Genomic DNA, 26,865 nt, shown 5'->3' on the forward strand with positions numbered 1-26,865 from the left:
AATTTTGCACCTTCAATTTCGGACTTCGCAGCAATGTAGACATCAAACAAGAAATAAATACTTTCATCAGGAGACATATATGAAAACCAATTTCGTCCATGGCGCGCTAAAAATAACCGCGATCTGCGCAACAATATTCGGTCCACTTACGGTCGCGCAATCGCAACCCGTCCCAAAGATTTCAGACGATGTCGTCCGCATCGGCGTGCTGACCGATCTCAGCGGCACCTTTTCAGATTTCGCCGGTAAAGGCGCGGTAGAAGCCGTAAAAATGGCGGTGGAGGATTTTGGTGGAAAAGTAGATGGCAAACCGATTGAGGTCATTGCAGCCGACCATTTGAACAAAGCAGATGTCGCCGCATCGACCGCACGCGAGTGGATTGATCAACGCAAGGTCGATATGATCGTTGATATTTCCGGCTCGGCCACAGCGCTTGCCACGATCAAAATTGCAGCGGAAAAGAAACGTATCGCGATTGTCACTGGCGGCGGCACAACCCGTGTCACCAACGAAGATTGCACGCCGTATAGTCTGCATTACAACCACGACACCGCCGCGCTGGCCAATGTCGCCGGTAAATACATTGTTAAACAAGGCGGCACCAGTTGGTACTTTCTGACTGCCGATTACTCCTTCGGTTACTCGCTGCAAGCCGATACAAGCGCGGTCGTGGAAGCCAACGGCGGTAAGGTCCTCGGCAATGTTAAGCATCCTTTTAATACTTCAGACTTCTCATCCTATTTGTTGCAGGCGCAATCCAGCGGCGCAAAAGTTATAGGGCTGGCCAACGCTGGTTCAGATACCATCAATTCGATTAAGACTGCGGCTGAATTCGGCATGCTTACTTCTGGTAAACAGAAGTTCGCAGGGTTGCTGGTATTCATCAATGATGTACATGCTTTAGGATTAAAAACTGCACAGGGGCTGTACATTACCGAAGGTTTCTATTGGGATTTAAACGATGAAACCAGAAAGTGGTCTGAGCGCTTCTACAAACGCGTAGGCAAAATGCCCTCTGCAATTCAGGCTGCTGATTATTCCTCCACAATGCATTATCTGAATGCGGTTAAGGCAACCGGGACTGACAACGCCGATACGGTAATGAAGAAGATGAAGGAAACGCCGGTCAACGATTTCTATACCAAAAACGGTAAGATACGCGCCGATGGTTTGTTGGTACACGACATGTATTTGATGCAAGTTAAATCACCGGCGCAATCGAAACGGCCTTGGGATTATTACAACTTACTGGCGACTGTTCCTGGCACGGAGGCTTACCCTTCACTCGCTAGCGGCAGCTGTGCTTTTGCCAAGAAGTGATCCAGAACAGGCGCTAGGAAAATAATATGGATGCCATTCTGGAAACCAAAGACCTGACCAAGGAGTTTCAGGGTTTTACAGCCGTCAGTGCTGTTAATTTACGTGTCGCGCGTGGTCATATCCACGCTCTCATCGGCCCGAATGGAGCCGGGAAAACGACTTGTTTTAATCTGCTGACAAAATTTCTGGCACCGACATCGGGCCAGATTTTGTTTAACGGCAATAACATTACTGCCGCAGCACCAGCGCAGATCGCGCGTAAAGGGATTATCCGCTCGTTCCAGATTTCTGCAGTTTTTCCGCACTTGAGTGTGATGGAAAATGTACGGATCGGATTACAACGCCGACTTGGCACATCTTTTCATTTCTGGCGCAGTGGCGAGTCTCTGAAGCAATTGAATACACGTGCGATGGCGCTGTTGGATGAAGTCGATCTGATTGACTTCGCTGCGACGACTACGGTCGATTTACCCTATGGTCGCAAGCGTGCGCTGGAAATTGCGACTACGCTGGCGATGGACCCGGAACTGATGCTGCTAGACGAACCAACACAAGGCATGGGACATGAGGACGTTGATCGGGTAACCGCGCTGATCAAGAAAGTGTCTGCCGGTCGCACTATTCTGATGGTTGAACACAATATGCACGTCGTCGCGGGCATTTGCGATCGCATCAGTGTTCTGCAACGCGGCGCGATGCTGGCCGAGGGAACGTATGCGCAAGTAACCAATAATCCACAAGTGATGGAAGCGTATATGGGCGTCTCTGAAGGTAGTCTGGAAGGAGCACATTGATGCTAATGCGCACTGCAACTATGCCCAGATCGGCATCAACATCGGCAGATCACCCGCCAGTACTTGAGATTTCTGACTTGCAAGCCTGGTATGGCGAATCACATATTTTGCACAACGTGAATCTGACCGTGCATCAGGGCGAAGTAGTCACGCTACTGGGGCGCAACGGCGCGGGCCGCTCGACCACTTTGCGCGCCATTATGGGCTTAACTGGCACTCGCAAAGGATCGATCAAGATCAACGGCCATGAAACCATCGCCTTGCCGATCTACAAAATCGCGCAACACGGAGTCGGATATTGTCCGGAGAAACGGGGAATTTTTTCATCATTATCGACCGAAGAAAATCTGATGCTTCCACCGCTTGTTTCAAGCGCAGACAAGAGTATGTCGGTCGCAGAAATATACGATATTTTTCCTAACTTAAAAGAGCGCAAAAATAGTCAGGGCACGCGCCTTTCCGGCGGCGAACAGCAAATGCTGGCGGTTGCACGCATCTTGCGAACCGGCGCACGCTTGCTGTTGCTGGATGAGATATCGGAAGGCCTGGCACCGGTCATCGTGCAAGCATTGGCAAGGATGATCCAGACCTTGAAGGCTAAGGGTTACACGATTGTGATGGTGGAGCAAAATTTTCGTTTTGCAGCACCGCTTGCCGACCATTTTTATGTAATGGAACATGGCCAGATCGTCGAGTCATTCGCCTCGTCCGAATTGGAAGCCAAGACCGAGACGCTGAATGCTTTGCTAGGAGTTTGAGTAAAGCGATCGTTATATTTCACCAGCGAACGCATCACCCGCAAGTCACCGGCGACCAGTTAACAACCATCATTCATCATTCATCATTCACGCGCCATATTAACTAACATTTACAGCTAACACGCCTCATGCATATATTCGGCATTCCCTTAACTGCGTTCTTCAGCCAGCTATTGCTGGGGCTGGTGAACGGCTCCTTTTACGCTACGCTATCGCTGGGTCTGGCGGTCATTTTTGGCTTACTCAATGTGATCAATTTCGCTCACGGCGCACTCTATATGCTGGGGGCATTTGTTGCCTGGATGGGATTAACTTATTTCGGCTTGAACTACTGGCTAATGTTAATTCTTGCGCCGCTAATCGTTGGTCTGTTTGGCGTCATCATAGAAAAAACGATGCTGCGCTGGCTATATAAACTGGACCATCTGTATGGCCTGTTATTAACCTTTGGTATTACATTAGTCGTTGAAGGCGTTTTTCGCACCGTTTATGGTGTTTCCGGTCAGGCCTATTCGGTGCCAGAGTCGCTGCAAGGTGCAACTGATCTGGGTTTTATGATCCTTCCCAACTATCGTGGCTGGGTCGTTCTGGCGTCGCTGATAGTATGTTTTTCCACCTGGTTTGTGATCGAAAAAACCCGTCTGGGTGCGTATCTGCGCGCAGGAACGGAAAATCCTAAACTGGTCGAAGCGTTTGGAATCAACGTACCGCTGATGGTGACGCTGACTTACGCCTTCGGCGTCGCGTTGGCAGCCTTCGCTGGCGTGCTCGCCGCACCAGTGATTCAGGTGTCGCCGCTGATGGGCTCGAACCTGATCATTGTAGTATTTGCAGTGGTCGTGATCGGCGGCATGGGCTCTATCATGGGATCGATCATTACCGGCCTGGCGCTAGGCGTCATTGAAGGTCTGACACGCGTGTTTTATCCAGAAATATCGTCGACTGTGGTGTTTATCGTCATGGTTATCGTATTAATGATTCGGCCTGCCGGATTGTTCGGCAAAGAAAAATAAATCCTATGATGAATAAAAAAATCGGCTACAGCATTTTATTGCTCGCCGCACTGGCTGCGCCGTTTGGTTTATATCCTGTGCTATTGATGAAAATCTTGTGCTTCGCCTTGTTTGCGTGCGCCTTTAATTTGCTGATCGGCTACACCGGTTTATTGTCGTTCGGCCATGCCGCTTTTTTCGGTAGCGCCGGGTATATTGCCGGACTTGCGCTAAAAGTCTGGGGCCTGCCAATGGAAATCGCATTATTACTTGGTGCCACTATCGCCGCATTGATTGGTCTGCTGATTGGCGTTCTGGCGATTCGTCGGCGTGGCATTTACTTCACCATGATTACCCTTGCGTTAGCGCAAATGCTTTTCTTTGTTTGCCTGCAAGCACCCTTTACTGGCGGCGAAGATGGCTTGCAAGGCATCCCGCGTGGCAAGCTGCTGGGAATGGTCAATTTAGAAAATGATTTAACGCTGTACTACGTCGTGCTGGCAATTACCGTCGCCGGTTTTGCGCTCATCGTACGCACCATTCACTCCCCGTTTGGCCAAGTATTGACCGCGATTAAAGAAAACGAGCCGCGCGCGATCTCGCTTGGTTATGACGTTAATCACTACAAACTGCTGGCCTTTGTTTTGTCGGCAGGATTGGCCGGTCTGGCCGGATCGCTCAAAGCACTGGTGCTGGGCTTTCAGACGCTAACCGATGTGCATTGGAGCATGTCCGGCCTGGTAGTTTTAATGACGCTAGTCGGTGGTTTAGGGACCATGATCGGTCCTATCGTCGGGGCGATCATTATTGTCATGTTAGAGAATAAACTAGGCGATATCGGCAACTGGCTGGCGGGCGTGACGCATATTCCATGGTTCAGTACCTTGGGCGATTCGGTAACGATCGTAACCGGCATTATTTTCATCCTGTGCGTGTTGGCATTTCGCAAAGGTATTGTCGGTGAAATGGCCGCTTTAGGCCGTCGTTCGAAATTGTTTGTCTGACGCTCGCCGTTAAACCTGGGTCATGCAACATTCTTGTCTTCACTGTCCCCAAATTGTCCATTGTGCGATGCTAAAATGAAGAATCACGTAACGGTCATCGATCGTTTTAATGTAGTTCTTCATGGAACAAAATCAATGCGCAGAAAAATTCCCAGCACCAGTATGTTGGAGGCATTTGATTCAGCCGCGCGTCATCTCAGTTTTACCCGCGCCGCCGAAGAGTTGGCATTTACCGAAAGCGCGATCAGCCGAAAGATCGCCCTGCTAGAAGATTATCTCGGCGTTAAATTATTCAGCCGGGTCAAAAAGCGGTTGCAACTGACCGACGCAGGCAAAAGCTACAGCTTGCTGGTGCAGCAAAGTCTGGATAAGCTCGAAATGGATACCACCCTGACGATGGCGCATGATGCTGGGCGCATCTCGTTAGAGTTGGCGGTACTGCCGACTTTTGGCCTCAAATGGCTGATGCCACGCATGCACGAATTTAATAAACTGCATCCCGAGGTGACCATCCACGTCACGGCACGGGAAGAGCCGTTTCTGTTTTCTGAAGATCCATTCGATGCGGCGATTCATTTTAATCATCCGGTGTGGGCCAACGCCATCAGCACGTATCTGTTCACGGAAGAACTGATTCCGGTGTGTAGTCCTGCGCTGATCGGTGGCCCGACTTGCCAGCATCCATCCGCATTGCTTGACTATGTTTTGATGCAAAAAACCGGTCGCCCCGAGGCCTGGTCGCGTTGGTTTGAGTTGGCGGGTTGCCCCGATGCAAAAGCATTGAAGGGTCCACGCTATACGATGTACGCAATGCTGATCGACGCGGCCCGTATGGGGGCAGGCATTGCATTGGTCCCCCGGACATACGTTGTGGACGATATCGCATCGGGCCAGCTAACCGTGCCGTGGGACGTCTTGGTGCCCGGCGTAAAAGACTATTATTTTGTAGTCCCTGAACAGAAGCAAAACTCGCAAGCGGTGCAGTTATTCCTAGGATGGCTGCTCAAGGCCTCAGCACACTATCGGGATGAAAAAAAAAGGCTAAGGTCGCAATTTCGTCGGCGTGCCAAGAATAGGAAACGGAAAATGCACTGCGAATATCGTGCCGCCAACTGCGCCGGGATCAACCGAAATTCTCGCCCCGTGATCATTGGTGATATCGCGCACAATCGCTAAGCCCAGGCCATTGCCCGCGATATTGTCATCGATCCGATAAAAGCGATTAAAAATCAATTCTTGCTCGGCCGAGGCGATCCCCGGCCCTGAGTCTTCAACCGAGAAAATCCCGCCGTCTTTGCCTTGTATCGTATTTACTGTGACCGTGCCTTTCGGTGGTGAATAACGAATCGCATTGTCTATCAAATTATCGATCAGATCGCGCAACAAAAATTGATCACCCATGACACGGGTTGTTTCCAAATTGAAGCCGAGATCGATGGATTTTTTGTCGGCCTCCTCCACAAAATGTTGTATCGATTCTTCTACCAGTTTGTTCAACTCAATGACTTCCAGCCGGTCTTTCTCAAACTTGGTCGGCTCGGCCCTTGCCAGCGCGAGAAGCTGATTAGTCTGCCGGATCATGCGTTCGGTAGATGACACCATGAGCTTGATCGAGTGCGCCGTTTCTGGCTCGTTGGTATATTTTTGTAGCAGCCATTCCAGTTGCGTTCTGAACCCTGCCAACGGCGTACGCAACTGATGCGCCACATTTGCCAGAAAGTTTTGCTGCTTTTTTGCGCCGATTTGCACTTTGTTCAGTAAGCCATTCATCGCACTGACGACCGGGCCAAGTTCCAAAGGAACATTGTCTTCAGCCACTGCCGACAAATCGTCGTGATCGCGTAAATTCAAATCAATTTGCATCTTTTTCAGCGGCAACAAACCCTTACTGACGGCGAACCAGATCGTCGCAACCAACATTATCGCCAACACGGCCTCTAGCAAGGACAATGCTAAAAATATGACTGAGCGAATATGATTACGTTTGCGCAGCGTTTCGGCAACACCGATAAATACCGGTTGCTGTCCGATCATGGTTTGCAGCGCAACTATCCGTACCGGTTCGCCGCGCATTTGGCCATCGTAAGGCGACGGCTCGTTGAATAATTTTTGTCTGGGCAAAGGTGGAAAATCGGCATCCCCGGCAAGCAATTTGCCATCTCCGCTGCGAACGACTAAATAAATGGCATCGAAATGGTCGACCCGCAATACCTGCTCGGCTTGCTTCGATAAGTTGATATCAACCTGACCATCTTTCTCTTGCAATCGCGGCACCATGGCCCAACCAGCATCGGCCAGGCTTTGATCGAAGGCGATTTGCGCAGGAATCCAGGCAAGCCAATAACTGAGACCAGCGCCAATAAAATTCACCAGCAGCAACGGTACGATCAGCCATTTCAGCAGGTTAATGCGGATGCTATTCATGGTCGGCTTTTTCCAGCATGTAACCAAACCCTCGAATGGTACGAATTTCGATACCGGCATCGGCGATTTTCAAGCGTATGCGAGAGATATACACCTCAACCGCGTTCAGCGTCAGTTCGGCGCCCCACGGCAAAATCGCATCAATAATTTGCTGGCGCGAGACCACGCGGGAAGCTTGTTGCAACAGATATTCCAGCACCGCCCATTCGCGTACCGACAGTTCGATCGTCTTGCCATTAATTTTTGCGCGACGCGAGGAGGTATTTAAGGATAGGCCGCCCAGATGCATTTCTAAAGGTTGTGGCGCGCTGCGGCGTAACAAAGCACGTACTCGCGCGACCAATTCTTGCGTTGCAAATGGCTTGACCAGGTAATCGTCAGCACCGATCTCCAAACCGTAGACCCGATCCTGTACAGAGTCGCGAGCGGTCAATAGCAAGACCGGAATCTGGCTCCCACGTGCACGCAGCCGACGCACGACTTCAAAACCATCAATACCGGGCAAGCCGATGTCGAGCACCACAACTGAAATTTCGGTGCGCTGTAACAACGCATCGGCATCGCTACCGTTCTGGACCACGTCGACGACCATCCCATGGCTTTTGAAGATGCGCAAAATACCATCTGCGAGGACCGAATCATCTTCTACGAGAAGAATGTGCATAATTTCTAAATCTAAAAAGGCCTTGCGGCGCTGGTCTGTCTTGTCGATCGTTGGTGATAAAAACCAACGCGAATCTGCAACAAAATACTAATGCGCCCTTGTGGGTCCTAAACCGTCAAGGTTTTGGCATTGCGCCATTGGCCGCTACTGCATAACTCTTCTGCGACTTCCAATACCAGCCGCTCGACCGCCGCCGCCGCATTCGTCAATGGAATATTCTTCGACGCGCACAACACCAACCTGCGCGATAGCACCACGTCGCTAATCGTGTAAGCCTGCATTTCACCGCGTTCGATCTCCAATAGCAATGGCGCGACAGGTAAAATTGTCGCGCCAATATCGGCCAGAATCGCGGATTTTAAAATTGTCACAGAGTTGATTTCGATGACGTTATCGATTGATAAACCCATCGTTCTGACGATGTTCTCAATCCGGGGACGCACGCCATGCAAGCGGCCGGGCAAAATTAAGGGTGCCTTGACTACTTCGCTCAAAGTGATTGACCCGGAGGCTGAGGATGCCGTCGCATTCTGCGCGTCGGCATAGTGCGAATCGCGGCGTGTGATGAACATCATTTCCTCCTCCACCAACGGCATGGTGGCAAAGGATGTCAATTGTCCATCATCAAACAAGACTGCCAGATTGATACGGCCGGTTTTCAACTGCTCAATCAGGTTGCCGGTCAATTCTTCTGTCAATTGCAGCGAAATTTCCGGGTAGCGGGCACGGATTGCTGTCAGGAGGGGAAGCGCGAGTACGCCAGAGGCACTTTGCGGAATACCCAACGCGACGGTGCCAGTAGGATTGTCGGTAGACTGCCCCACTGCCGACTTGGCATCGCCGACCTGCTTCAGAATTGCCTGCGCATGCTCGTAAAATATTTTTCCGGCATCGGTCGCCATGACACCTTGGGCCGAGCGGTGCAGCAATTGCGCCTCAAGTTCGTCTTCCAGCTGCTTGATTTGCTGCGTCAGCGCGGGTTGGGCTACGTGCAGGACACGGGCGGCGCTGGAAAGCGAGCCGTGATCGACAATGGCAACGAAATAACGCAGTTGACGCAATTCCATGAAGGGGTGATCCTAATCATCAAAAAATCAAGACTCAAGCAAAATTGTGCGCGCAGCACCAGCGTTCCTCAAGCCGCGGAAGATGATCTGTTCGTCGCGACGTTTTTACGTCAGTCCCGGAAATTATTTATTCATACAAAGTCGCAACATTATGTAATATCGCTAGCTGCAACGCATTATTAGTTTGGTTGTATTTCCTCGTCTGGCAGTAATTCATCGCTGAGCAGACAGAAAAAAGGCTTACGAAAAATTGTTCAAGTACGACATATTAACGAAAACAGCGCACGGTGCATGCGCGATTTTACGTAAGCCTGACGTAATAAAACAGACTCCTTAATTACAATTACACATAGAGGAAGACATGGTTGCTAACGTTGATAGTTATAGTTCCTCCGCTCCCCCCGCATTTGAAACCGCCACCTATGCCAAAGTAACATGGCGTTTGCTACCGTTGCTGTTTCTCTGTTACGTCGGCTCCTATCTGGACCGCGTGAACGTCGGTTTCGCCAAATTACAAATGCTGAACGATCTGAAGTTTAGCGAAACAGTCTACGGACTCGGCGCCGGCATCTTTTTTATCGGCTATTTTATCTTTGAAGTCCCCAGCAACATGATTTTGCATCGCGTGGGCGCACGGTTATGGATCGCCCGCATCATGATCACGTGGGGACTGGTCTCCGGCGCGATGATTTTCGTGAACACGCCAACGACGTTCTACGTAATGCGGTTTTTGCTCGGCGTAGCAGAAGCAGGCTTCTTTCCCGGTGTGATTTTATATCTGACCTATTGGTATCCATCCCATCGTCGCGGCAAAATCGTGGCCCTTTTCATGACTGGCATTCCTATTTCAGGCGTCATTGGAGGCCCTTTGTCGGGATGGATCCTGCGTAACATGAACGGCACAAACGGTCTCGCAGGTTGGCAATGGATGTTTATTTTAGAAGCGATTCCATCATTAGTTCTGGGTATAGCGGTCATTATGTATTTGCAGGATCGGATTCGTGATGCCAAATGGCTGACGGAAGAAGAGAAGCAATTGCTGGAAGTTCAGGTAAAAGCCGAAGCCAGCCAAAAGGAAGAACAATCGCTCGGACAAATGGTGGCAAATTCCAGGACATGGCTGCTGGCGCTGATTTACTTCTCTTTTGTGATGGGACTGTACGGCGTCAGCTTCTGGCTTCCGACCATTATCAAAACCACTGGCGTCACCGATTTATTTGATATCGGCATGTTGACTGCCATTCCGTACGCTTTCTCGGTAGTCGCCATGTTATTGATTGCACGCAGTGCCGATAAACACCGCGAACGCCGCTGGCACGTGGCAATCCCCGCCGTTCTGGGCAGTATCGGGCTGTTATTGAGTATCGCGTTTGACCACAATACGTTGTTGGCAATGAGTGCGTTGACGCTGGCAGCGATTGGTATCGTTTCCGTGCTGCCCTTGTTTTGGAGTTTGCCAACGGCCTTACTAGGCGGTACCGCGGCAGCTGCCGGGATTGCGCTGATTAACTCGGTAGGTAATCTGGCTGGTTTCGTCAGCCCTTACGCGGTCGGTTGGCTGAAAGATACGACGCAAAGCACCAATAGCGGAATGTTCTTGCTAGCGGCTTCGTTGTTGATAGGCGCAGTTCTGACAATGACGTTACCGCCACGTTTAGTGAACAAATAACGCAGCGCTCGCAGGACACGCAGCCCACGCTTTGCTTCGGCAAAAGGTGGGCTGCGCCATGTATAGTGCGTAAATCTTCGTTTTAAGGAAAAGTCCATGATCGTCATCGCAAGCGTTTTGATTGCTCTGGTTGCGTTGCTGCACGTGTATTTTCTGGTGCTGGAAATGTTTTTGTGGGATAAGCCAATCGGGTTGAAAACTTTTCGTCTGACACAGGAGTTCGCCACCGCCTCGAAAACGCTCGCCGCGAATCAGGGTTTATATAATGGGTTTCTTGCGGCGGGGCTGATTTGGGGTCTTTACCTGGGAACGGCGGGCTTGGCGATTAGTGTGTTTTTTCTGCTTTGTGTGATTATTGCAGGAATATTTGGCGCGGCTACAGTAGGTAAAAAGATCCTGTTCGTTCAAGCGCTGCCTGCTGCCATTGCGTTGGGGTTTTTGTTGGCGGCTTGAGGGGCTTTTTTCGGCCTGAATGCATTGGACTGACTATTGATATTAATCGCAGGCTGATTGGTTGGTTTATCAGGTTGCTTTGGATTTGCACTGACTGATCATCTCCGTGGCGATCTTTAGAGCCTCCTGCTCGGCTTCTGCCTGAGTGCTGAAAATGTGCTCGACGGAAACGCGCTGGTTGGGGAATATATTGTTGCGGTGCATCGGGTTGGGTGACGGTGCGAAGATCGTTACGTAGGCTGCCCAGTGTTCGCTATCGGGCAGTAAAACACCTGAATACTCAATTTCATACGTACCTATGGTAGTGGATGGCATTGTAGTCTCCTAGTTGTTATTAGGATCGTACCATGGAAAAAAGTGGACGTGCATTGAGGGGGTTCTTCGTCTACTGGACGAGTGTTAGGCGAACCAATTCACTTAACCAGAAAAGCCCCAATGCGCTTCTTCTCCAGCACCATTTTTCCAACCAAACGCCCAACAATCCACGAAAGCGCAACCCCAACTCCAAAAACCGTCGAATTCTCCCAAACAGGACTCTCAATATACCTAGGCAGAATTACTTTATAGAACAGCACAAACACGCCAATCAAGACCCATGACGCAACTTGTCCAACATATTTAGTATTGAAAAACGATGCTTTTATAGAAGACATAAGCGCGCCCTAAGCAAATATTGAATAGTGCACTGACGCAATGGCAAGCCAGCCTCAGCCGCCCTCCACAGTGTTAACGCAGCGGAAAACAAAAAAGGCCTTTCCGAAGAAAGACCTTTTATATTCTGGTGGGCGGTGCAGAATTCGAATCTGCGACCCCTTGGATGTCGACCAAGTATTCTAACCAGCTGAACTAACCGCCCGTTTGCAACAGGACGAAATAATACAACAACCTTCGCATCTGTACAACCTTAATTTTAATGATTTTCCAACAGCAATCAGAAGAGGTCACAATGATCGCGCTTTCGCGCACTTAGTTTAGTACAACCTCAACCTCTGCCTTATGCCAAATGCATACCCCTCTTACTTCCTTATCCAGACTAGCCAAAACCACCTCGTGATCGGCCAGTTCTTCGGTATTCGCAAGCCGTACAAAAATCTCGCCCAGCGGTGCTAACGGCAACCGTACCCCATCCTCGCCAAGACTCTCATCCCCATCGCCAAAATCAATACTGAAACTATTTTGCCCCCGCGTCATCGCCAAATAAACTTCAGCCAACAACTCAGAATCCAGCAACGCGCCATGCAACGTACGATGCGCATTTGAAATACCGTAACGATCACACAGCGCATCCAGCGAATTCCGCTTGCCGGGATACATCTCCTTCGCCTGGACCAGCGTATCGATAACACCAGCGATTTCATTGCTGAAAATCTCACGATCCAGTCGCTTGAACTCAGCATCCAAAAAGCCCAAATCGAACGGAGCATTATGAATAATGACTTCGGCACCGGCGATGTACTCTCTCAACTCCGCGGCAATCTGTATGAATTTCGGCTTGTCGCTGAGGAATTCCGTCGTCAATCCATGCACCGCCAACGCGCCATCTTCAGAATCACGCTCGGGATTAATGTATTGGTGATAATTGTTGCCAGTTAAACGTCGGTCGATCAATTCAACACAGCCAATTTCGATGATGCGGTCACCGGTGCGCGGATTAAGACCGGTAGTTTCTGTATCTAGAACGATTTGTCGCATAGTCACTTCAATTTTTTAAAAGTATTCGGAAAAGCAAATGGCAAACATCACCCATTATCAGGCTACAAAACAGTGAGTACGCCCCGATTGGCAAGCTGATCAGCACGTTCATTGCCAACATGGCCGGCATGCCCTTTGATCCAGCGCCATTGCATCTGATGCTGCGCCTGTGCCGCATCCAACGCTTGCCATAAATCGACATTCTTCACTGGTGCCTTGGCGGCAGTTTTCCAGCCACGCGCTTTCCAGCCATGAATCCACTCGCTGATCCCTTTCTGAACGTATTGGCTATCGGTATGCACCGTGACCTCGCACGGCTTTTTGAGCACCTTTAAGGCCTCAATCACAGCCAACAACTCCATCCGATTATTGGTCGTATTGCGCTCACCGCCAAATAACTCTTTTTCGTTGCCGCCAGAAATCAGTAACGCGCCCCAGCCGCCAGTGCCGGGATTGCCCTTGCAAGCGCCATCGGTGAATATTTCTACTTTGTCCATGCTTGTCTATTTCTTGAAAATTGAATCAGAACGAAATCGTTTGCAATGCAATTACAGCGCGGCCGCCAAACACTATGCCTGCAGCGCAATTCCCCGCTTATTTTTCGCCCGCTTTATGTATTCGGTTGGTGGCTGGTACGCCCTTGCCCGCCTGGACTGCTTTTTTACTAAACGCCGGTCCAATCAGATGCATACCTTTGACCCGTTTAATCGCTTGCACTATATAAGTAGCGCCAAAATAAGGCCACCAGCGGTTACCGGCTTTCTCCATAAACGAAAAACGGTGCAACCATTTAGCTGTGGAGCATGGCGGCGCGTAACAACCGAAACGGCCACGATTGACTTCCATATTCAGCAGCTTTAACCAGTCTTTCAGGCGCAATAAACTAATAAACTCTGCATTCTGCGGCAAAAAATGCGCGCCCGATAATCGGCCCGTAGATTGCCGTATTCCCCATAAACTGGCGGGATTAAACCCACAAATAATGACCTGCCCTTCGGGAATCAATACCCTCTCCACCTCCCGCAAGACCTGATGCGGCTCGTCGGCAAACTCCAATACATGCGGCAACACCACCAGATCCAGACTTTGTGAGGCAAATGGCAACTCGGCGAAATCGTGCGCGATGACTATTTTAGAGCGGCCCGATGCGTGATCCGGATTTTGCTCCTGCAAACCACAACCAATCAGCGGATTTTGCGCTGAGCCGACAACAACTTTGCTATCGCTCAACCATTTATGCCGCATTCTGTTAGCCTGCAATGCATCGATTTCGGGCAACCCAATTTGCATCGCATTAAAACCGAAAATATCGGCGGTCATTGCGTCCAGATGCGCCTGCTCCCATTCCAGCATATACCGGCCTATGGGTGTTTGTAGCCATGGACCGAGCGCTATAATAGACTTTTTTGAAGACGGATATTCCATGACTGCCTTGTTAAATAACGCGTTGAGTGTAGTAGCGATTCCGGCTTTCAATGACAATTATCTATGGCTTATCCATGATGGGCAGCACGCCGCAATCGTCGATCCCGGCGACGCCGCGCCGGTAATTGCAACGCTTGCGACCCTCGGACTCAAACTGAGCGCTATTTTACTGACACATCATCATGCTGACCATGTTGGCGGGGTGGAAACATTATTGCAGCATAATAATGTTCCTGTCTTTGGCCCGGCGGGCGAAGTTATCGCGAATGTTACCAAACTATTAAAAGAAGGCGACGTTGTAGAGGTTCCGCAATTACCGCTAAAGTTGTCTGTACTTGACGTACCCGGCCACACCCGCGGTCATATTGCGTATGTGGCGCAGTCAGAAAACTGGTTATTCTGCGGCGATACGCTATTTGCTGGCGGCTGCGGGCGTTTGTTCGAGGGCACACCTGCGCAAATGGTCGCATCGCTTTCAAAGTTAAGCACATTGCCGCCACAAACGCAGGTATTTTGCGCCCACGAATATACGATGGCGAATCTGCGCTTTGCACAGGCTGTTGAGCCAGGCAACCCGGCACTGCTCGAACGGATTGCCGCAGATCAAGCCAAGCGTGATCGCAATATCCCGACCGTACCGTCGAATATTGCCTTGGAAAATGCGACAAATCCCTTCTTGCGCTATCGACAGCCAGAAATTATTTCCAGCCTTCAACAAAGCGATTATCTGAACGCTGCTGCAAACGACGATCCGGTGGCTGCATTTGCCGCGTTGCGTTTATGGAAAAATAATTTCAAATAAACTGCCAATAACTGTATATATTATTAGAATAATATTTATTTAGCAGTTGTGAAATATCTCTTCAAAAATAGTTGTTGCATCCCACCGGCACATTATTCCCCTCCATAGGCAATTTCCTAATCTATGGAACGCTGTTTAGCGTAATTGCGCTATAAATCAATCACTTATGCAAAAGTGATAGCGTATTTTTTGCTTGACGCGACAAAAGCCGGTTACGTACACTGCGCTTTAGCCTTTTCGCTGTCCCTTTTATACCGGCTGCTTCCTATGCCGTCAGAAAAAAGAATCCATGCAATTTACACTCAAGACATACGCGCTTGCCGCCATCGCATTTTTCGGCGCACCGCTATTGGCCCAAGCCAATGATATTTCTATCTACACCCCCAATTTTAGTTTGATTGATCCATCCAACCCCAATCCTGCAGTGATTGGGATGTCGCAGTTCGATGTCTGGACCCGGATACGCAGAGGATTTAGTATTCCAGACCTCGACAATGCCCAAGTCGTCTCGCAAACCGAGTTCTATAGCTCCCGCCCCGATTATTTTGAACGCACCACGCTGCGTGCCTCGCCTTATTTGTTTCACGTCGTACAAGAGTTGGAAAAACGGGGCATGCCGACCGAACTCGCGCTGCTGCCATTTATTGAGTCATCGTTTAATCCCCAAGCCTTCTCTAGCGCCAAAGCCGTAGGTTTATGGCAATTTATGCCAGCGACGGGACGCGATTTCAACCTCAAGCAAAACATGTTCAAAGACGAGCGCCGTGACGTGCTTGCCTCCACCGACGCTGCATTAACCTATTTACAAACTTTGTACGCCATGTTTGGCGACTGGCAACTGGCGCTGGCAGCCTATAACTGGGGCCAAGGCTCGGTCCAAAAGGCTATCGACAGAAATCAAGCCGCCGGTTTGCCTACCGACTTTGCTAGTCTGGCACCGCTGATGCCTGCTGAAACTCGCAATTATGTGCCTAAATTGCAAGCGGTAAAAAACATCATCGCAGCGCCTGAGGCGTATAATATTGCCCTGCCAAAAATCGACAATGAACCATATTTTGTCACCATCGGCAAAACCCGCGACATTGACGTGAAAGTTGCCGCGCAACTGGCGGAACTGTCACTGGATGACTTCAGAGCACTCAATCCCCAATTTAATCGTCCTGTCATTATCGGCAGTTCGGATACTAAAATTTTGCTGCCGCAAACGAATGCAGAAAAATTTAAGAAAAACATCATTAAATGGACGCAGTCTTTGTCATCGTGGACGTCGCACACCGTTGGCAGTGCACGCGAACGGATTGAGGCAATTGCGATCAAATTCGACACGACGCCCGCCATTCTCCGCGAAGTAAATCATATTCCGCCACGGATGTTGCTCAAAGCTGGCTCGACTATTCTGGTGCCAAAAACCGAGAGCGAAAATAGCGACATCACCGCTGAAGTCGCCAATAACGCCACTATGGCAGTCGCGCCAGACGTCCCTGAGACGCGGCGGATCTTTGTCAAAGTAGGAAAGCGCGATACGCTGGCATCCATCGCCGGTCGCTATAACGTCAGCGTCAGCCAAGTCAAATCCTGGAACAGCTTGCATCGCGACGGTGTCAGCCGTGGTCAAAGTTTGCAATTACAAGTACCGAACCGCATGGCCTCCTCCGGCGATGGCAGCATCAGACGCGCTTCTGCCACCACGCAATACCACAAGGCGGTGATAGTCAACAAGCGTGGCGAACGTAAGGAGCGCATCGTAAAAGTCGCACAAACCGCCAGCAAGACACATGAGAAAAAAGCAGTTATCGTTGCTGCAAGCAAGAAAAGCAAACCCCAAAGCACAAAGACAGAAATTCTGGCGTCAGCCCGAAGTTCTCGAAAACAATAAAGCGTGACAACGGCATCGTAAGTAACGCGATCAGGGCAAGCTTAGTTGCCCTGATCGCAATGAACCCCTACAATCTGCCCTTATTCGCGTAAAACCCCCATCCGTTATTGTGCCAGTGACGCGTGTCACCCGGCAGGTAGCGCATTGCACAACCTCGCGGCCGCACCTCGCACTTGATTTGCGGCGCATTTATCTGGAGTCAACATGGCATTTCTGCAAGGAAAAAAAATCCTCATCACGGGCGTATTATCGAATCGCTCAATCGCCTATGGGATCGCCCAGGCTTGCAAGCGCGAAGGTGCAGAACTCGCATTTACCTATGTCGGCGAACGTTTTTTAGACCGCATCACTAAATTTGCCGCTGAATTCGACAGCACATTGATTTTCAATTGCGATGTTGGCGATGATGCCCAAATCAATGCATTGTTTGCTGACCTTGGAAAATCGTGGGATCAATTGGATGGCCTAGTACACGCAATCGGCTTCGCTCCGGCAGAAGCGATTGCTGGTGACTTTTTGGATGGCTTATCACGCGAAGGCTTCAAGATCGCGCATGACATCTCGGCGTATAGCTTTCCGGCGATGGCAAAAGCAGCGTTGCCGATGCTGCGCCCAAATTCAGCATTACTAACCCTGACTTATCTGGGTTCAGACCGCGTAGTACCTAACTACAACACAATGGGTCTGGCGAAAGCTTCGCTCGAAGCCAGCGTGCGTTACCTCGCTGAATCGCTCGGCCCAAAGGGTGTACGCGTCAATGGTATCTCTGCCGGTCCAATCAAGACATTGGCGGCCAGCGGCATTAAAGGCTTCGGCAAAATCCTCGGCTTTGTGGCAGACCATGCTCCTTTGCGTCGCAACGTCACGCTAGAAGATGTCGGCAATGCATCAGCCTTCCTGTTGTCCGATCTAGCTAGCGGCATTACCGGCGAAATCACCTACGTAGATGGCGGTTTCTCCAAGGTTGTCGGCGGCATCTCGGAATAAATTTCTGACGGAGTCAGGCATCCCAGGATTTTCCAGAAAAACGTCCGAGCCTTCTCGGACGTTTTTGTTGCTATTGCGCACTATCAACAAAGGCACCTACAAACAAACGCCGTTATTTATGTGCAATCGCAACATTGAGCGTGTAATAGGATGAAAAATACTGTATTATCCGGGGCTGCGTTGCAATATGACGCAAGCAATGGTTAGACAACAGTTTAATCATTAAGAACAAAAACAAGTAGCTGCGCAAGCCTAAGCGTGTCTTGCATCAATTTAAGACATTGCATTGTAAAAGCCCTCCCGCCTTGTGTGTCGTTTAACTGACACCGTCCCGGCGCAAAGCTTTTGTGCCGAAATTTCTTTGTCGTTTCATAGTAATTTCGTTGGTCGGCGTTGCTTTTTTGCGTTCTCTGCATTTGTCGTTTTACGACTGCTTGCAGAATATAGCGCTGAACTTTACGAAAGAAAATAATGACATTTGAATCCCTAGGCCTGCACGCGTCCGTTATCCAGGCATTGACTGAAGCCGGCTACACAAAACCAACTAGCGTTCAGGAACAAGCTGTTCCAGCCGCCATCGAAGGCCGCGACCTAATGGTATCGTCGCAAACCGGTTCCGGCAAAACTGCAGCATTCATGCTGCCAGCACTGCATAAATTCGCCTCTGAGCCAGTAGTTGACCAGACCGGCAAAACACCAAATCAAGAAATGCAGGCATCGCGTTCACGCGGTGACCGTCCACGTTTTAAAGCCGCTCAGCCAAAAATGCTGGTGTTGACTCCAACACGTGAATTGGCATTGCAAGTAACAAGCGCGACTGACAAGTACGGTTCGCACATGAAGCGTATCAAAGCAATTTCGATCCTTGGCGGCATGCCTTATCCAAAGCAAATGCAATTGCTTGCCAAGAACCCAGAAATCCTGGTTGCTACACCTGGTCGTCTGATCGATCACATGGAATCGGGCAAAATCGATTTCTCGCAACTGCAAATTCTGGTACTAGACGAAGCCGATCGTATGCTGGACATGGGTTTCATCGACGATATCGAAAAAATCGTTGCTGCCACACCTGAGTCGCGTCAAACAATGCTGTTCTCCGCTACGCTGGATGGCGTTGTCGGTAACATGGCAAAGCGCATCACCAAAAACCCAATGATCATTCAGATCGCTGGTTCGGCAACAAAACATGAAAACATTCAACAAAAGGTTCATTTTGTCGACGATCTGTCGCACAAGAATCGTTTGCTGGATCATTTGTTGCGCGACGAAACCATGGACCAAGCTGTCGTATTTACAGCAACCAAGCGTGATGCAGACAATATCGCTGACCGCCTGAACATCGCTGGCTTCGCTGCTGCTGCACTGCATGGTGACATGCATCAAGGCGCGCGTAACCGCACTCTGGACAGCCTGCGTCGCGGTCAAGTTCGTGTATTGGTAGCAACTGACGTCGCCGCTCGCGGTATCGACGTCCCAGCCATCACCCACGTATTCAACTACGATCTGCCGAAGTTCCCAGAAGACTACGTCCACCGCATCGGCCGTACCGGTCGCGCTGGCCGTAACGGCGTTGCCGTGTCACTGGTAAACCACGCTGAAAGCATGAACGTCAAACGCATCGAACGCTTCACCAAGCAATTGATTCCAGTCGATGTCGTTGTTGGTTTCGAACCAAAGAAAACAGCATCAGCACCACGCTCGAACCACAAACCAGGTGGCTGGAAACCAGGCGATAACCGCGGTGCACCAAGCAAGCCAAGCGGTGGCCGTACATTTAGCAAACCAGGTGCTCCACGCCGTGACGGTGCTGGCGCAGGCGCTGGTGCAGGCGGCGGCTACAAAGGCAACCGCACAAACGACAGCAGCACACGTCGCTCGTTTGGCGATCGTTAATTAGCGCTCAATAATAGTTAGTCCAACAATCATCACTGATTGTTAAACTAAACAAAAAACGGCCATCGGATTACTCCGATGGCCGTTTTTTATTTATCAGTACAGATCTAAACTCTAGCCCAACCTCGGCTATTTAATTCAAACAAAATTCTCACTCCCAGACTGACATCACGACGATGACCAAGTCAGCAAGAAAAGTGCTTTGAATCAGCTAAAGAACGTTGAAGTTGCTTTTGAAATTACAGGCAAATCGGGCGCCGAGCCGACGCAAAAGAAAGTGACCGGCTGTCGGGCCGCCCCCGGCAAAGCCCCAACGGAGCGCCGACAGTATCAAATCCCCAAACATCGTTCTAAATCAGCCCCCTACCGCCGAGTCCGCCCAGAACTCAAATAATCCGCAATAGAATCCTGCGTAACCTCACCCAAATAACTACTATCATGATCAATAACAGGCATCCAACTAGTACTATGTTTATACATCTTAGAAAGCACAACCCGTAAATTCTCATCCGGCGTAGCACTAACAGGAAACGGCTTCACCTTCTCAGAACAAGCTCCCACCGCCCCCCGAGCATCGCGCCGCGAAACAAACCCCATAGCGTGATTATCACCATCAGTAACAGTAACATAGCGATAATCATTCTCGTCCATCAACCCATAAGCATCCACCAAAGCAGAGTCATCCCGTACCGTGGCAGAAGTAGTAGCCGCATCCCCCGCCCGCACCAAAAGCAACCGCTTCAAAGTAGCATCCTGGCCCACAAAAGAACCAACAAACTCATCCTTAGGACGCGCCAAAAGTGTATCCGGATGATCAATCTGCACCAACTTACCAGCCCGGAAAATAGCAATCTTGTCGCCCAGCTTAATGGCCTCGTCAATATCATGACTAACCATAATCACCGTTTTATTAAGCTGCCGCTGCATTAAAAAAAACTCATTCTGAATAGACTCGCGATTGATCGGATCAACCGCACCAAACGGCTCATCCATCAACAACACCGGCGGATCAGCGGCCAACGCCCGAATCACCCCGATACGCTGCTGCTGCCCACCAGACAATTCACGCGGATAACGCTTCAAATACAACTTAGGATCCAACGCCACCATCGCCATCAATTCAACCGCCCGTTCACGACAGCGCTTTTTATCCCATCCCAGCAAGCGTGGTACAACGGTGATATTTTCTTCGATAGTCATGTTAGGAAACAGACCAACTTGCTGAATCACATAACCAATATGCCGCCGCAGCGTAACCTCATCAATCCCGGTCGTATCCTCGCCGTTTAGCAACACCCGCCCCGAAGTCGGTACGATCAACCGATTGATCATCTTTAGGGTAGTGCTCTTACCGCAACCCGAGGGTCCCAAAAATACGCAGATTTCCCCCTCAGCGACAGTCAGACTTACCTCATCAACGGCCTTCACTTTAACGCCATCTTTTTGAGTAAAAACTTTGCTTAATTTATCGAGAACTATCATAATTTTTGCATTCCTTTCGGTGTTAATACGCGTTGCAACCACTGTAGCAGCGCATCGGCGACAATCGCCAGAACACTAATCAATACAGCGCCAACGACAAGTTTCTGCATATTGCTCTGGCTAATCGCATGCAAGATCAATACGCCCAAACCGCCTGCGCCAATCACTGCCGCCACCGCCATCACGCCAATATTCATCACCACGGCTGAGCGCACGCCGCCTAAAATCACAGGGACTGCCAACGGTAAATCCACCAGGCGCAAGCGCTGCCAAAACGTCATCCCGATACCGATACCGGCTTCCTTTACGCCATCTTCGATTCCATCCAGCGCCAAATAAGTATTCCGCATGATCGGCAACAAAGAATATAAAAATACCGCCGTAATAGCCGGTAACGGACCGAGTCCCTGACCGAAACGCGAGAACAGCGGAATCATTAAGCCGAACAAGGCAATCGACGGCAATGTCAAAACGACAGTCGCCAAACCCAGCATCAGGCTAGCCAAACCGGGATGACGAATCATCACAACGCCGAGCGGCACACCAACCAAAATCGCCAGACCGACGGCGATACTCACCAACATTAAATGCTGCATGGTGAGATGTAATATCTCAGGCCATGCGCCAGAAAGATAATTAAAAAGTGTCATTTTGTGGTCCTCACAGCAAACCTTCGGCACGCAGGAAATCTTCAGCGACTTTCTTTATCGGCTGTTGATCGATATCGACTTTCTTATTCATCTCGGCCATTTTCTGGGTGTCGATTTTGGAAGAAAGCGCATTCAACTGTTCAGCCAGTTTGGGATTGGCAGCAAGAACCTCTTCGCGCACAACCGGTGCGGCAGTATAGAAAGGAAAGAAATGCTTGTTGTCTTCCAGCAGTTTCAAGTTAAATCCTTCGATCCGTCCATCGGACGAATAAGTCAAACCGACAAATAATTGATCGTTTCGCAATGCCGTGTAGACCAGACCGGGGTCCATTTGCTTGACCTCGCTGCGGTCAAAGTTCAAACCATACAACGCTGACATCGGCCCCAAACCATCCGGGCGCGACGCGAATTCAAAATCGACGCCAAACAAATGTTTTTTGTCCGGATTCTGCGCGTTATCTGCGGCAATTTTGTTAGCCAGATCTTCTATCGTTTTCAGGCCATATTCTTCAGCCCGCTTGGCTGGTACCGCTAATGCATAGGTGTTATTTAATCGTGAAGGCTCAAGCCAGACCAAATGCATCTCGGCATCAAGTTTTTTTATGCGTTCATAGGATTGCTCTGAATCGAGCTTATCAAAGACTTTATGAACGACGATCAACGATCCGCCGGTGTATTCCCACATAATATCGAGCTGCCCGCTTTCAATTGCCTGACGCATGATGGTGGAGCCCAAACCATTTTTCAGTTCAACGTCGTAGCCTTTGGCCTGCAAATATTGCTGCGTCATCGTGGACAGAATCAGTTGTTCAGTAAAATTTTTACCGCCGACCGTCAACGTTGCCGCAGCGGCAGAAGTGGAAGCCACCAACCCCAATATCGTTAATACGCTTAATGCAATCGCCAATAACGGCTTTACGCGCAATTTTTTTATACTATTTTTCATAGTGTTTACCCTTCTAAATGGAGGCAAAAAATGCATCCGAATACATCATTAGCACATCCCGATTAGCGTAATAAACCGCGTTTGGTGAGATACGCATTACTGCCGATAGACACAATGGCGTCCAACATCAATGCCAGCAATGCCGTTGCGGTAGCGCCGAGTAGCAATTGGTCCTGATTATTCAGATAAATGCCGGGGAAAATAATGCTGCCGAGACTTTCGCCGCCAATCAAAATCGATAGGGGGGCGGTCCCGACGTTAATCGCCAATGCAGTGCGAATACCACCGACAATAATCGGGATGGCGTTCGGTAACTCAACACGGAATAAGATTTGATAAGGTTTCATGCCGATGCCTTTTGCAGCATCGCTCAGCGCGGGCGGTACTTGCTTCAGCCCCTCGTAAGTATTGCGCACTATCGGCAGCAATGAGGCAAGCCATAAAGCAATGATCGACGGTTTATCGCCGATACCGAAAAACGCCAACGCGAGGGCCAATACGGCAATCGACGGAATGGTGTTCCCGATATTAAAGATTTGCATGAATTTTTCTGCGTGGCGCGCGAATAGCGGACGGCTCAGCAAAATACCTGCGGGCAGACCGGTCGCCAAAGCCAATAACATTGACCAGCCAACCAACTGCATGTGACGCATAGTGTAATAAATCAGATCGCCTTGATACCGCTGAATAGCGTCGGCGCCGACCGTCCAGCCGATACTCGCCACAACCAATAGCGTGATGGCTGTGCCGACGATGGCATTACGATAACGACTCGTCATGTTTTACTCCTTCCTGCAAGACGTATCTACAGCACAGGAAAAACCTGCACAGTCCGAGACGCGCGAGCATGACAAACAACTGTCAATTAATTTATCCCACTCCGTATCCCGAAAGGATTGTTCAGAGTGAGTCGACTGCCGCATTGGGGCGGCAAACTGAGTGCGAGGATATCCACGACTTTTGATGAAACTCCGACGTTTGTCAGAGCATTGGACGACCCGCTGATGCAGGTCACGCGGCTTAACTACACCATTTTGGGGTGGTGCAATATTTTAAAGAGGACTTATTTTAATGATTTTTCTTGATGAAGTCCAGTAATGCCTTTTATAAAAGCTATTACCGGAATGTCTATTGATAACTAAAAAGTACTAATTTTGCTAAAAACAGCGGAAAAAGAAGGAGTAAAAAGCGGCAATACGACAATTTTTCGACGCCTTAGAAAGTCTTAGCACTTCAATGACAACTTGAGTGACGCCGAAAAATTTAATGCAGAGAACATCGATAGCGGCCGCAAAATAGCCGCTATGATCAAGGTGTCATTACGAAGCGCGTAACTGGCTAGCCGCCAATGCTAATGCAGTGATCCGTGCCCAATCGCCCGACTCCAGCGCATCTTTAGGCGTCAACCATGATCCGCCAACACATGCGACGTTTTTGCATGCGAGGAATTGCGGTGCAGTCTGCTGCGATATTCCGCCAGTAGGACAGAAAATCACATCGCTCAGTGGCCCTGCAATCGCATTCAACATGCCGACGCCACCTGCTGGCACCGCTGGAAACAACTTGAGTTGACGGAAACCGGCTTCACGCGCTGCCATCACTTCTGACGGCGTCATAACGCCAGGCAACAAAGGCAAACCGCTCGATTTTGCGGCGGCGATCAATGCAGGGGTCAAGCCAGGCGACACACCAAAGACAGCGCCAGCATCGCGTGCAGCAGCAAATTCTTCCGGCTGAGTTAACGTACCGACGCCGACAATTGCTCCCGGCACTTCTGCCATGGCGCGAATTGCTGCCAAACCATGAACTGTCCGCAACGTCACTTCCAGCACGCGGATACCGCCTGCCACCAATGCCCGCGCCAACGGAACGGCGTGTGCAATATCATCAATCGCGATCACCGGAATAACGGCGGAGGTGCGCATGATGTCCAGTACTTCGTTGTCGTACAAATATTTAGTCGTTGTCATAGTAATGATTTCCTAGTTCGTCAAATATCGCAATATCAATTATCCAACAGTCACTGCCACCGTATCCAATGCTGGTGGCAAGTCAAAGATAGTCGCACCCTCTTCTGCCGCGCTAATCGCGTTGCGGAACACGGCAAACAACTCGCGTCCCATACCAACCTGATTTGCACTCAAATTCACCACTTCACCCTGACGCTGCGCCCATTCATCCGCAGGAACCAGCGCCTCAAGTATGCCGTGTTGCGCGTCCATCTTAATCATGTCACCAGTTCGTACCAGCGCCAATGGCCCACCGGCCAGCACTTCCGGCGTGACGTGGATCGCCGCCGGTACTTTGCCTGATGCACCCGACATTCTGCCATCGGTTACCAACGCAACGTGGCGTCCTTTATCTTGCAACAGGCCCAGCGCCGGTGTTAATGCATGCAATTCCGGCATCCCGTTGGCGCGCGGTCCCTGAAAACTCAGCACGGCGACAAAATCCCGATCCAACTCACCCGCACGGAACGCCTTCATGAATGCCTCTTGCGAACTAAATACAATCGCGGGTGCCTGGACTATCCAATGTTCTTTTTTTACAGCCGAAATTTTGATGACCGCACGCCCCAGATTTCCGGTCAATAATCGCAAACCGCCATCTGCCGAGAATGGTGCCGACGCGGTGCGCAGCACCGTATCATCGCCACTTTTTTCCGGAGCAGGCTTAAATATGACCGCGTCTCCTTCCAGAAATGGCTCAGCACAGTGAGCGCGTAAACTATCGCCCAAAATCGTCGAGACGTCTTCATGCATCAAACCGGCATCCAACAACTCGCGAATCACGAAACCCGTACCACCGGCGGCATGAAAATGGTTCACGTCTGCATCGCCGTTTGGATAAATACGCGTGATCAACGGAACCACGGCAGACAACGCATCAAAATCGTTCCAATCAATCACGATCCCGGCGGCCTTGGCAATCGCCACCAAATGCAAGGTGTGATTAGTAGATCCACCTGTCGCCAGCAGTGTAACGATGGCATTGACGATACTCTTTTCGCTGACCACATGCCCGACGGGACGATAATTACCGCTATGGTCGGTAATCTTCAAAGCCTGACGCCCTGCTTCGGCGGTCAATGCATCGCGCAATGGCGTACCCGGCGTGATAAACGCAGAACCGGGCAGATGCAGGCCCAATGCCTCCATCAGCATTTGATTACTATTAGCCGTACCGTAAAAAGTACACGTCCCGGCGCTATGGTAAGACTGCGATTCGGCCTCTAGCAAACCGGCGCGGTCAACTTTGCCTTCTGCATATAACTGGCGAATTTTGACTTTTTCTTTATTTGTCATACCGCTAGTCATCGGTCCGCCCGGTACAAAAATCGCTGGCAGATGACCGAAATGCAAAGCGCCTATTAATAGACCAGGGACAATCTTGTCGCAAATGCCTAAATACAATGCGGCATCAAACATATTGTGGGACAGCGCTACCGCCGTTGCCATCGCAATCGCATCACGCGAAAACAACGACAACTCCATGCCCGGCTGCCCTTGGGTCACGCCGTCGCACATCGCTGGTGTACCACCGGCAAACTGGGCTACGCCACCGGCAGCGCGCACGGCATCTTTGATAATTTGGGGAAAATACTCGAATGGTTGGTGTGCAGACAACATGTCATTGTAAGACGACACGATTGCTACCGAGAGATCTTTATCTTGCTTTAGTCGCAACTTATCATTCACTGGAAACGCGGCAAATCCATGCGCAAGGTTGGTACAGGACAACGCACCGCGCTGTACATCTTGACGACGGGCTATTTCGATACGCGCTAAATAGGCACTACGATATGGCTGGCTGCGCGCAATAATGCGCTCGGTAACTTTAGCGACGCTGGCTTGAACGGACATAGTGGAGATCCTTGAGAGAGATAAGCTGGACACACGCTGAATTCGACCGCATGCGCGCTTGGATAAAGACTGAAATGCTATAAATATGAAATTTTACTACAAT

General features: G+C 50.1%; 25 protein-coding genes, 1 tRNA gene and 1 pseudogene. 12 read left to right on the forward strand and 15 right to left on the reverse strand.

Annotated features, from left to right (window positions below):
• The first annotated feature begins 79 nt into the window (after positions 1 to 79).
• The 6 genes and pseudogenes from C7W93_RS09460 to C7W93_RS09485 form a co-directional block, all read left to right on the forward strand.
• Positions 80 to 1,321, forward strand: a complete 1,242-nt coding sequence (locus C7W93_RS09460) for an ABC transporter substrate-binding protein (protein ID WP_108439784.1) — start codon at positions 80 to 82, stop codon at positions 1,319 to 1,321.
• Positions 1,322 to 1,347: 26 nt separating this feature from the next.
• A complete protein-coding gene (locus C7W93_RS09465; protein ID WP_108439785.1) occupies positions 1,348 to 2,115 on the forward strand; it encodes an ABC transporter ATP-binding protein in 768 nt (255 codons plus the stop codon).
• A 5-nt stretch (positions 2,116 to 2,120) separates the two neighbouring features.
• On the forward strand, positions 2,121 to 2,873 hold the full coding sequence (locus C7W93_RS09470) for an ABC transporter ATP-binding protein (RefSeq protein ID WP_108440570.1): 753 nt from the start codon (positions 2,121 to 2,123) through the stop codon (positions 2,871 to 2,873).
• A 128-nt stretch (positions 2,874 to 3,001) separates the two neighbouring features.
• Entirely contained in the window at positions 3,002 to 3,886 is an 885-nt protein-coding gene (locus C7W93_RS09475; RefSeq protein ID WP_108439786.1) for a branched-chain amino acid ABC transporter permease, read from the forward strand.
• A gap of 8 nt (positions 3,887 to 3,894) precedes the next feature.
• A complete protein-coding gene (locus C7W93_RS09480) occupies positions 3,895 to 4,869 on the forward strand; it encodes a branched-chain amino acid ABC transporter permease (RefSeq protein ID WP_108440571.1) in 975 nt (324 codons plus the stop codon).
• A gap of 162 nt (positions 4,870 to 5,031) precedes the next feature.
• Positions 5,032 to 5,868: pseudogene (locus C7W93_RS09485) on the forward strand (LysR substrate-binding domain-containing protein); the annotation flags it as partial.
• Between the two features lie 42 nt (positions 5,869 to 5,910).
• On the opposite strand, the gene C7W93_RS25030 reads toward C7W93_RS09485, so the two are convergent.
• The 3 genes from C7W93_RS25030 to C7W93_RS09500 form a co-directional block, all read right to left on the reverse strand.
• Positions 5,911 to 7,293: a sensor histidine kinase gene (locus C7W93_RS25030; protein WP_108439787.1), complete on the reverse strand. Its 1,383-nt coding sequence runs from the start codon at positions 7,291 to 7,293 to the stop codon at positions 5,911 to 5,913.
• Positions 7,286 to 7,957 (reverse strand): response regulator transcription factor, encoded by a 672-nt coding sequence (locus C7W93_RS09495; protein ID WP_108439788.1) that lies wholly within the window; start codon positions 7,955 to 7,957, stop codon positions 7,286 to 7,288. Before C7W93_RS09495 ends, C7W93_RS25030 begins: the two co-directional genes overlap by 8 nt.
• A 107-nt stretch (positions 7,958 to 8,064) precedes the next feature.
• Positions 8,065 to 9,024 (reverse strand): LysR substrate-binding domain-containing protein, encoded by a 960-nt coding sequence (locus C7W93_RS09500; RefSeq protein WP_108439789.1) that lies wholly within the window; start codon positions 9,022 to 9,024, stop codon positions 8,065 to 8,067.
• Between the two features lie 361 nt (positions 9,025 to 9,385).
• Between C7W93_RS09500 and C7W93_RS09510 the strand changes: the two genes are divergently transcribed.
• On the forward strand, positions 9,386 to 10,693 hold the full coding sequence (locus tag C7W93_RS09510) for an MFS transporter (protein ID WP_108439791.1): 1,308 nt from the start codon (positions 9,386 to 9,388) through the stop codon (positions 10,691 to 10,693).
• A gap of 96 nt (positions 10,694 to 10,789) precedes the next feature.
• Positions 10,790 to 11,146: a DUF1304 domain-containing protein gene (locus tag C7W93_RS09515; RefSeq protein ID WP_108439792.1), complete on the forward strand. Its 357-nt coding sequence runs from the start codon at positions 10,790 to 10,792 to the stop codon at positions 11,144 to 11,146.
• Positions 11,147 to 11,215: 69 nt separating this feature from the next.
• Here C7W93_RS09515 and C7W93_RS09520 read toward each other — a convergent pair whose 3' ends face one another.
• The 6 genes from C7W93_RS09520 to C7W93_RS09545 all read right to left on the reverse strand — a co-directional run bounded on the left by C7W93_RS09520 (position 11,216) and on the right by C7W93_RS09545 (position 14,263).
• Positions 11,216 to 11,461, reverse strand: a complete 246-nt coding sequence (locus C7W93_RS09520; RefSeq protein ID WP_108439793.1) for a hypothetical protein — start codon at positions 11,459 to 11,461, stop codon at positions 11,216 to 11,218.
• A 98-nt stretch (positions 11,462 to 11,559) separates the two neighbouring features.
• Positions 11,560 to 11,799 (reverse strand): hypothetical protein, encoded by a 240-nt coding sequence (locus tag C7W93_RS09525; RefSeq protein ID WP_108439794.1) that lies wholly within the window; start codon positions 11,797 to 11,799, stop codon positions 11,560 to 11,562.
• Positions 11,800 to 11,925: 126 nt separating this feature from the next.
• Positions 11,926 to 12,002: transfer RNA gene (locus C7W93_RS09530), tRNA-Val, on the reverse strand.
• A 110-nt stretch (positions 12,003 to 12,112) separates the two neighbouring features.
• Positions 12,113 to 12,838 (reverse strand): DNA polymerase III subunit epsilon, encoded by a 726-nt coding sequence (gene dnaQ, locus C7W93_RS09535; RefSeq protein WP_108439795.1) that lies wholly within the window; start codon positions 12,836 to 12,838, stop codon positions 12,113 to 12,115.
• A 62-nt stretch (positions 12,839 to 12,900) separates the two neighbouring features.
• Positions 12,901 to 13,335: a ribonuclease HI gene (rnhA, locus tag C7W93_RS09540; RefSeq protein WP_108439796.1), complete on the reverse strand. Its 435-nt coding sequence runs from the start codon at positions 13,333 to 13,335 to the stop codon at positions 12,901 to 12,903.
• Between the two features lie 97 nt (positions 13,336 to 13,432).
• Positions 13,433 to 14,263 carry a class I SAM-dependent methyltransferase gene (locus tag C7W93_RS09545; RefSeq protein WP_108439797.1) on the reverse strand — a complete coding sequence of 277 codons (831 nt, stop codon included), beginning with the start codon at positions 14,261 to 14,263 and terminating at the stop codon, positions 13,433 to 13,435.
• Between C7W93_RS09545 and gloB the strand changes: the two genes are divergently transcribed.
• The 4 genes from gloB to C7W93_RS09570 all read left to right on the forward strand — a co-directional run bounded on the left by gloB (position 14,262) and on the right by C7W93_RS09570 (position 19,821).
• Entirely contained in the window at positions 14,262 to 15,065 is an 804-nt protein-coding gene (gene gloB, locus C7W93_RS09550; RefSeq protein WP_108439798.1) for a hydroxyacylglutathione hydrolase, read from the forward strand. The two genes, C7W93_RS09545 and gloB, sit on opposite strands and share 2 nt — an antisense overlap.
• Before the next feature lie 289 nt (positions 15,066 to 15,354).
• A complete protein-coding gene (locus tag C7W93_RS09555) occupies positions 15,355 to 16,941 on the forward strand; it encodes a transglycosylase SLT domain-containing protein (RefSeq protein WP_108439799.1) in 1,587 nt (528 codons plus the stop codon).
• A 204-nt stretch (positions 16,942 to 17,145) separates the two neighbouring features.
• Positions 17,146 to 17,928: an enoyl-ACP reductase FabI gene (gene fabI, locus C7W93_RS09560; protein ID WP_108439800.1), complete on the forward strand. Its 783-nt coding sequence runs from the start codon at positions 17,146 to 17,148 to the stop codon at positions 17,926 to 17,928.
• A 471-nt stretch (positions 17,929 to 18,399) separates the two neighbouring features.
• Positions 18,400 to 19,821 carry a DEAD/DEAH box helicase gene (locus C7W93_RS09570; protein ID WP_108439802.1) on the forward strand — a complete coding sequence of 474 codons (1,422 nt, stop codon included), beginning with the start codon at positions 18,400 to 18,402 and terminating at the stop codon, positions 19,819 to 19,821.
• Between the two features lie 363 nt (positions 19,822 to 20,184).
• Here the strand turns inward: C7W93_RS09570 and C7W93_RS09575 are convergent, their stop codons facing one another.
• The 6 genes from C7W93_RS09575 to edd form a co-directional block, all read right to left on the reverse strand.
• Positions 20,185 to 21,303 carry a betaine/proline/choline family ABC transporter ATP-binding protein gene (locus C7W93_RS09575; RefSeq protein ID WP_108439803.1) on the reverse strand — a complete coding sequence of 373 codons (1,119 nt, stop codon included), beginning with the start codon at positions 21,301 to 21,303 and terminating at the stop codon, positions 20,185 to 20,187.
• Positions 21,300 to 21,953, reverse strand: a complete 654-nt coding sequence (locus tag C7W93_RS09580; RefSeq protein ID WP_108439804.1) for an ABC transporter permease — start codon at positions 21,951 to 21,953, stop codon at positions 21,300 to 21,302. The genes C7W93_RS09575 and C7W93_RS09580 overlap by 4 nt, the downstream gene beginning before the upstream one ends.
• A gap of 10 nt (positions 21,954 to 21,963) precedes the next feature.
• A complete protein-coding gene (locus C7W93_RS09585) occupies positions 21,964 to 22,899 on the reverse strand; it encodes a glycine betaine ABC transporter substrate-binding protein (protein WP_108439805.1) in 936 nt (311 codons plus the stop codon).
• Between the two features lie 62 nt (positions 22,900 to 22,961).
• Positions 22,962 to 23,678 (reverse strand): ABC transporter permease, encoded by a 717-nt coding sequence (locus C7W93_RS09590; protein WP_108439806.1) that lies wholly within the window; start codon positions 23,676 to 23,678, stop codon positions 22,962 to 22,964.
• Positions 23,679 to 24,218: 540 nt separating this feature from the next.
• Positions 24,219 to 24,869, reverse strand: coding sequence for a bifunctional 4-hydroxy-2-oxoglutarate aldolase/2-dehydro-3-deoxy-phosphogluconate aldolase (gene eda, locus C7W93_RS09595; RefSeq protein ID WP_108439807.1), 651 nt, complete (start codon positions 24,867 to 24,869; stop codon positions 24,219 to 24,221).
• Positions 24,870 to 24,908: 39 nt separating this feature from the next.
• Entirely contained in the window at positions 24,909 to 26,762 is a 1,854-nt protein-coding gene (gene edd / locus C7W93_RS09600; RefSeq protein WP_108439808.1) for a phosphogluconate dehydratase, read from the reverse strand.
• Positions 26,763 to 26,865 lie beyond the last annotated feature (103 nt).

The sequence above is a fragment of the Glaciimonas sp. PCH181 genome, from assembly GCF_003056055.1.
Lineage (GTDB): Bacteria > Pseudomonadota > Gammaproteobacteria > Burkholderiales > Burkholderiaceae_D > Glaciimonas.

Excerpts from the sequence above, each read along its gene's own strand:
- C7W93_RS09585 (WP_108439805.1), bottom strand. The coding sequence starts at position 22,899 with ATGAAAAATAGTATAAAAAAATTGCGCGTAAAGCCGTTATTGGCGATT.
- C7W93_RS09470 (WP_108440570.1), top strand. The coding sequence starts at position 2,121 with ATGCGCACTGCAACTATGCCCAGATCGGCATCAACATCGGCAGATCAC.
- C7W93_RS09520 (WP_108439793.1), bottom strand. The coding sequence starts at position 11,461 with ATGCCATCCACTACCATAGGTACGTATGAAATTGAGTATTCAGGTGTT.
- C7W93_RS09525 (WP_108439794.1), bottom strand. The coding sequence starts at position 11,799 with ATGTCTTCTATAAAAGCATCGTTTTTCAATACTAAATATGTTGGACAA.
- C7W93_RS09460 (WP_108439784.1), top strand. The coding sequence starts at position 80 with ATGAAAACCAATTTCGTCCATGGCGCGCTAAAAATAACCGCGATCTGC.
- C7W93_RS09475 (WP_108439786.1), top strand. The coding sequence starts at position 3,002 with ATGCATATATTCGGCATTCCCTTAACTGCGTTCTTCAGCCAGCTATTG.
- C7W93_RS09575 (WP_108439803.1), bottom strand. The coding sequence starts at position 21,303 with ATGATAGTTCTCGATAAATTAAGCAAAGTTTTTACTCAAAAAGATGGC.
- C7W93_RS09555 (WP_108439799.1), top strand. The coding sequence starts at position 15,355 with ATGCAATTTACACTCAAGACATACGCGCTTGCCGCCATCGCATTTTTC.
- edd (WP_108439808.1), bottom strand. The coding sequence starts at position 26,762 with ATGTCCGTTCAAGCCAGCGTCGCTAAAGTTACCGAGCGCATTATTGCG.
- dnaQ (WP_108439795.1), bottom strand. The coding sequence starts at position 12,838 with ATGCGACAAATCGTTCTAGATACAGAAACTACCGGTCTTAATCCGCGC.
- C7W93_RS09590 (WP_108439806.1), bottom strand. The coding sequence starts at position 23,678 with ATGACGAGTCGTTATCGTAATGCCATCGTCGGCACAGCCATCACGCTA.
- C7W93_RS09480 (WP_108440571.1), top strand. The coding sequence starts at position 3,895 with ATGAATAAAAAAATCGGCTACAGCATTTTATTGCTCGCCGCACTGGCT.
- fabI (WP_108439800.1), top strand. The coding sequence starts at position 17,146 with ATGGCATTTCTGCAAGGAAAAAAAATCCTCATCACGGGCGTATTATCG.
- C7W93_RS09580 (WP_108439804.1), bottom strand. The coding sequence starts at position 21,953 with ATGACACTTTTTAATTATCTTTCTGGCGCATGGCCTGAGATATTACAT.
- C7W93_RS09500 (WP_108439789.1), bottom strand. The coding sequence starts at position 9,024 with ATGGAATTGCGTCAACTGCGTTATTTCGTTGCCATTGTCGATCACGGC.
- C7W93_RS09495 (WP_108439788.1), bottom strand. The coding sequence starts at position 7,957 with ATGCACATTCTTCTCGTAGAAGATGATTCGGTCCTCGCAGATGGTATT.
- C7W93_RS09570 (WP_108439802.1), top strand. The coding sequence starts at position 18,400 with ATGACATTTGAATCCCTAGGCCTGCACGCGTCCGTTATCCAGGCATTG.
- C7W93_RS09515 (WP_108439792.1), top strand. The coding sequence starts at position 10,790 with ATGATCGTCATCGCAAGCGTTTTGATTGCTCTGGTTGCGTTGCTGCAC.
- C7W93_RS25030 (WP_108439787.1), bottom strand. The coding sequence starts at position 7,293 with ATGAATAGCATCCGCATTAACCTGCTGAAATGGCTGATCGTACCGTTG.
- C7W93_RS09545 (WP_108439797.1), bottom strand. The coding sequence starts at position 14,263 with ATGGAATATCCGTCTTCAAAAAAGTCTATTATAGCGCTCGGTCCATGG.
- C7W93_RS09510 (WP_108439791.1), top strand. The coding sequence starts at position 9,386 with ATGGTTGCTAACGTTGATAGTTATAGTTCCTCCGCTCCCCCCGCATTT.
- rnhA (WP_108439796.1), bottom strand. The coding sequence starts at position 13,335 with ATGGACAAAGTAGAAATATTCACCGATGGCGCTTGCAAGGGCAATCCC.
- C7W93_RS09465 (WP_108439785.1), top strand. The coding sequence starts at position 1,348 with ATGGATGCCATTCTGGAAACCAAAGACCTGACCAAGGAGTTTCAGGGT.
- gloB (WP_108439798.1), top strand. The coding sequence starts at position 14,262 with ATGACTGCCTTGTTAAATAACGCGTTGAGTGTAGTAGCGATTCCGGCT.
- eda (WP_108439807.1), bottom strand. The coding sequence starts at position 24,869 with ATGACAACGACTAAATATTTGTACGACAACGAAGTACTGGACATCATG.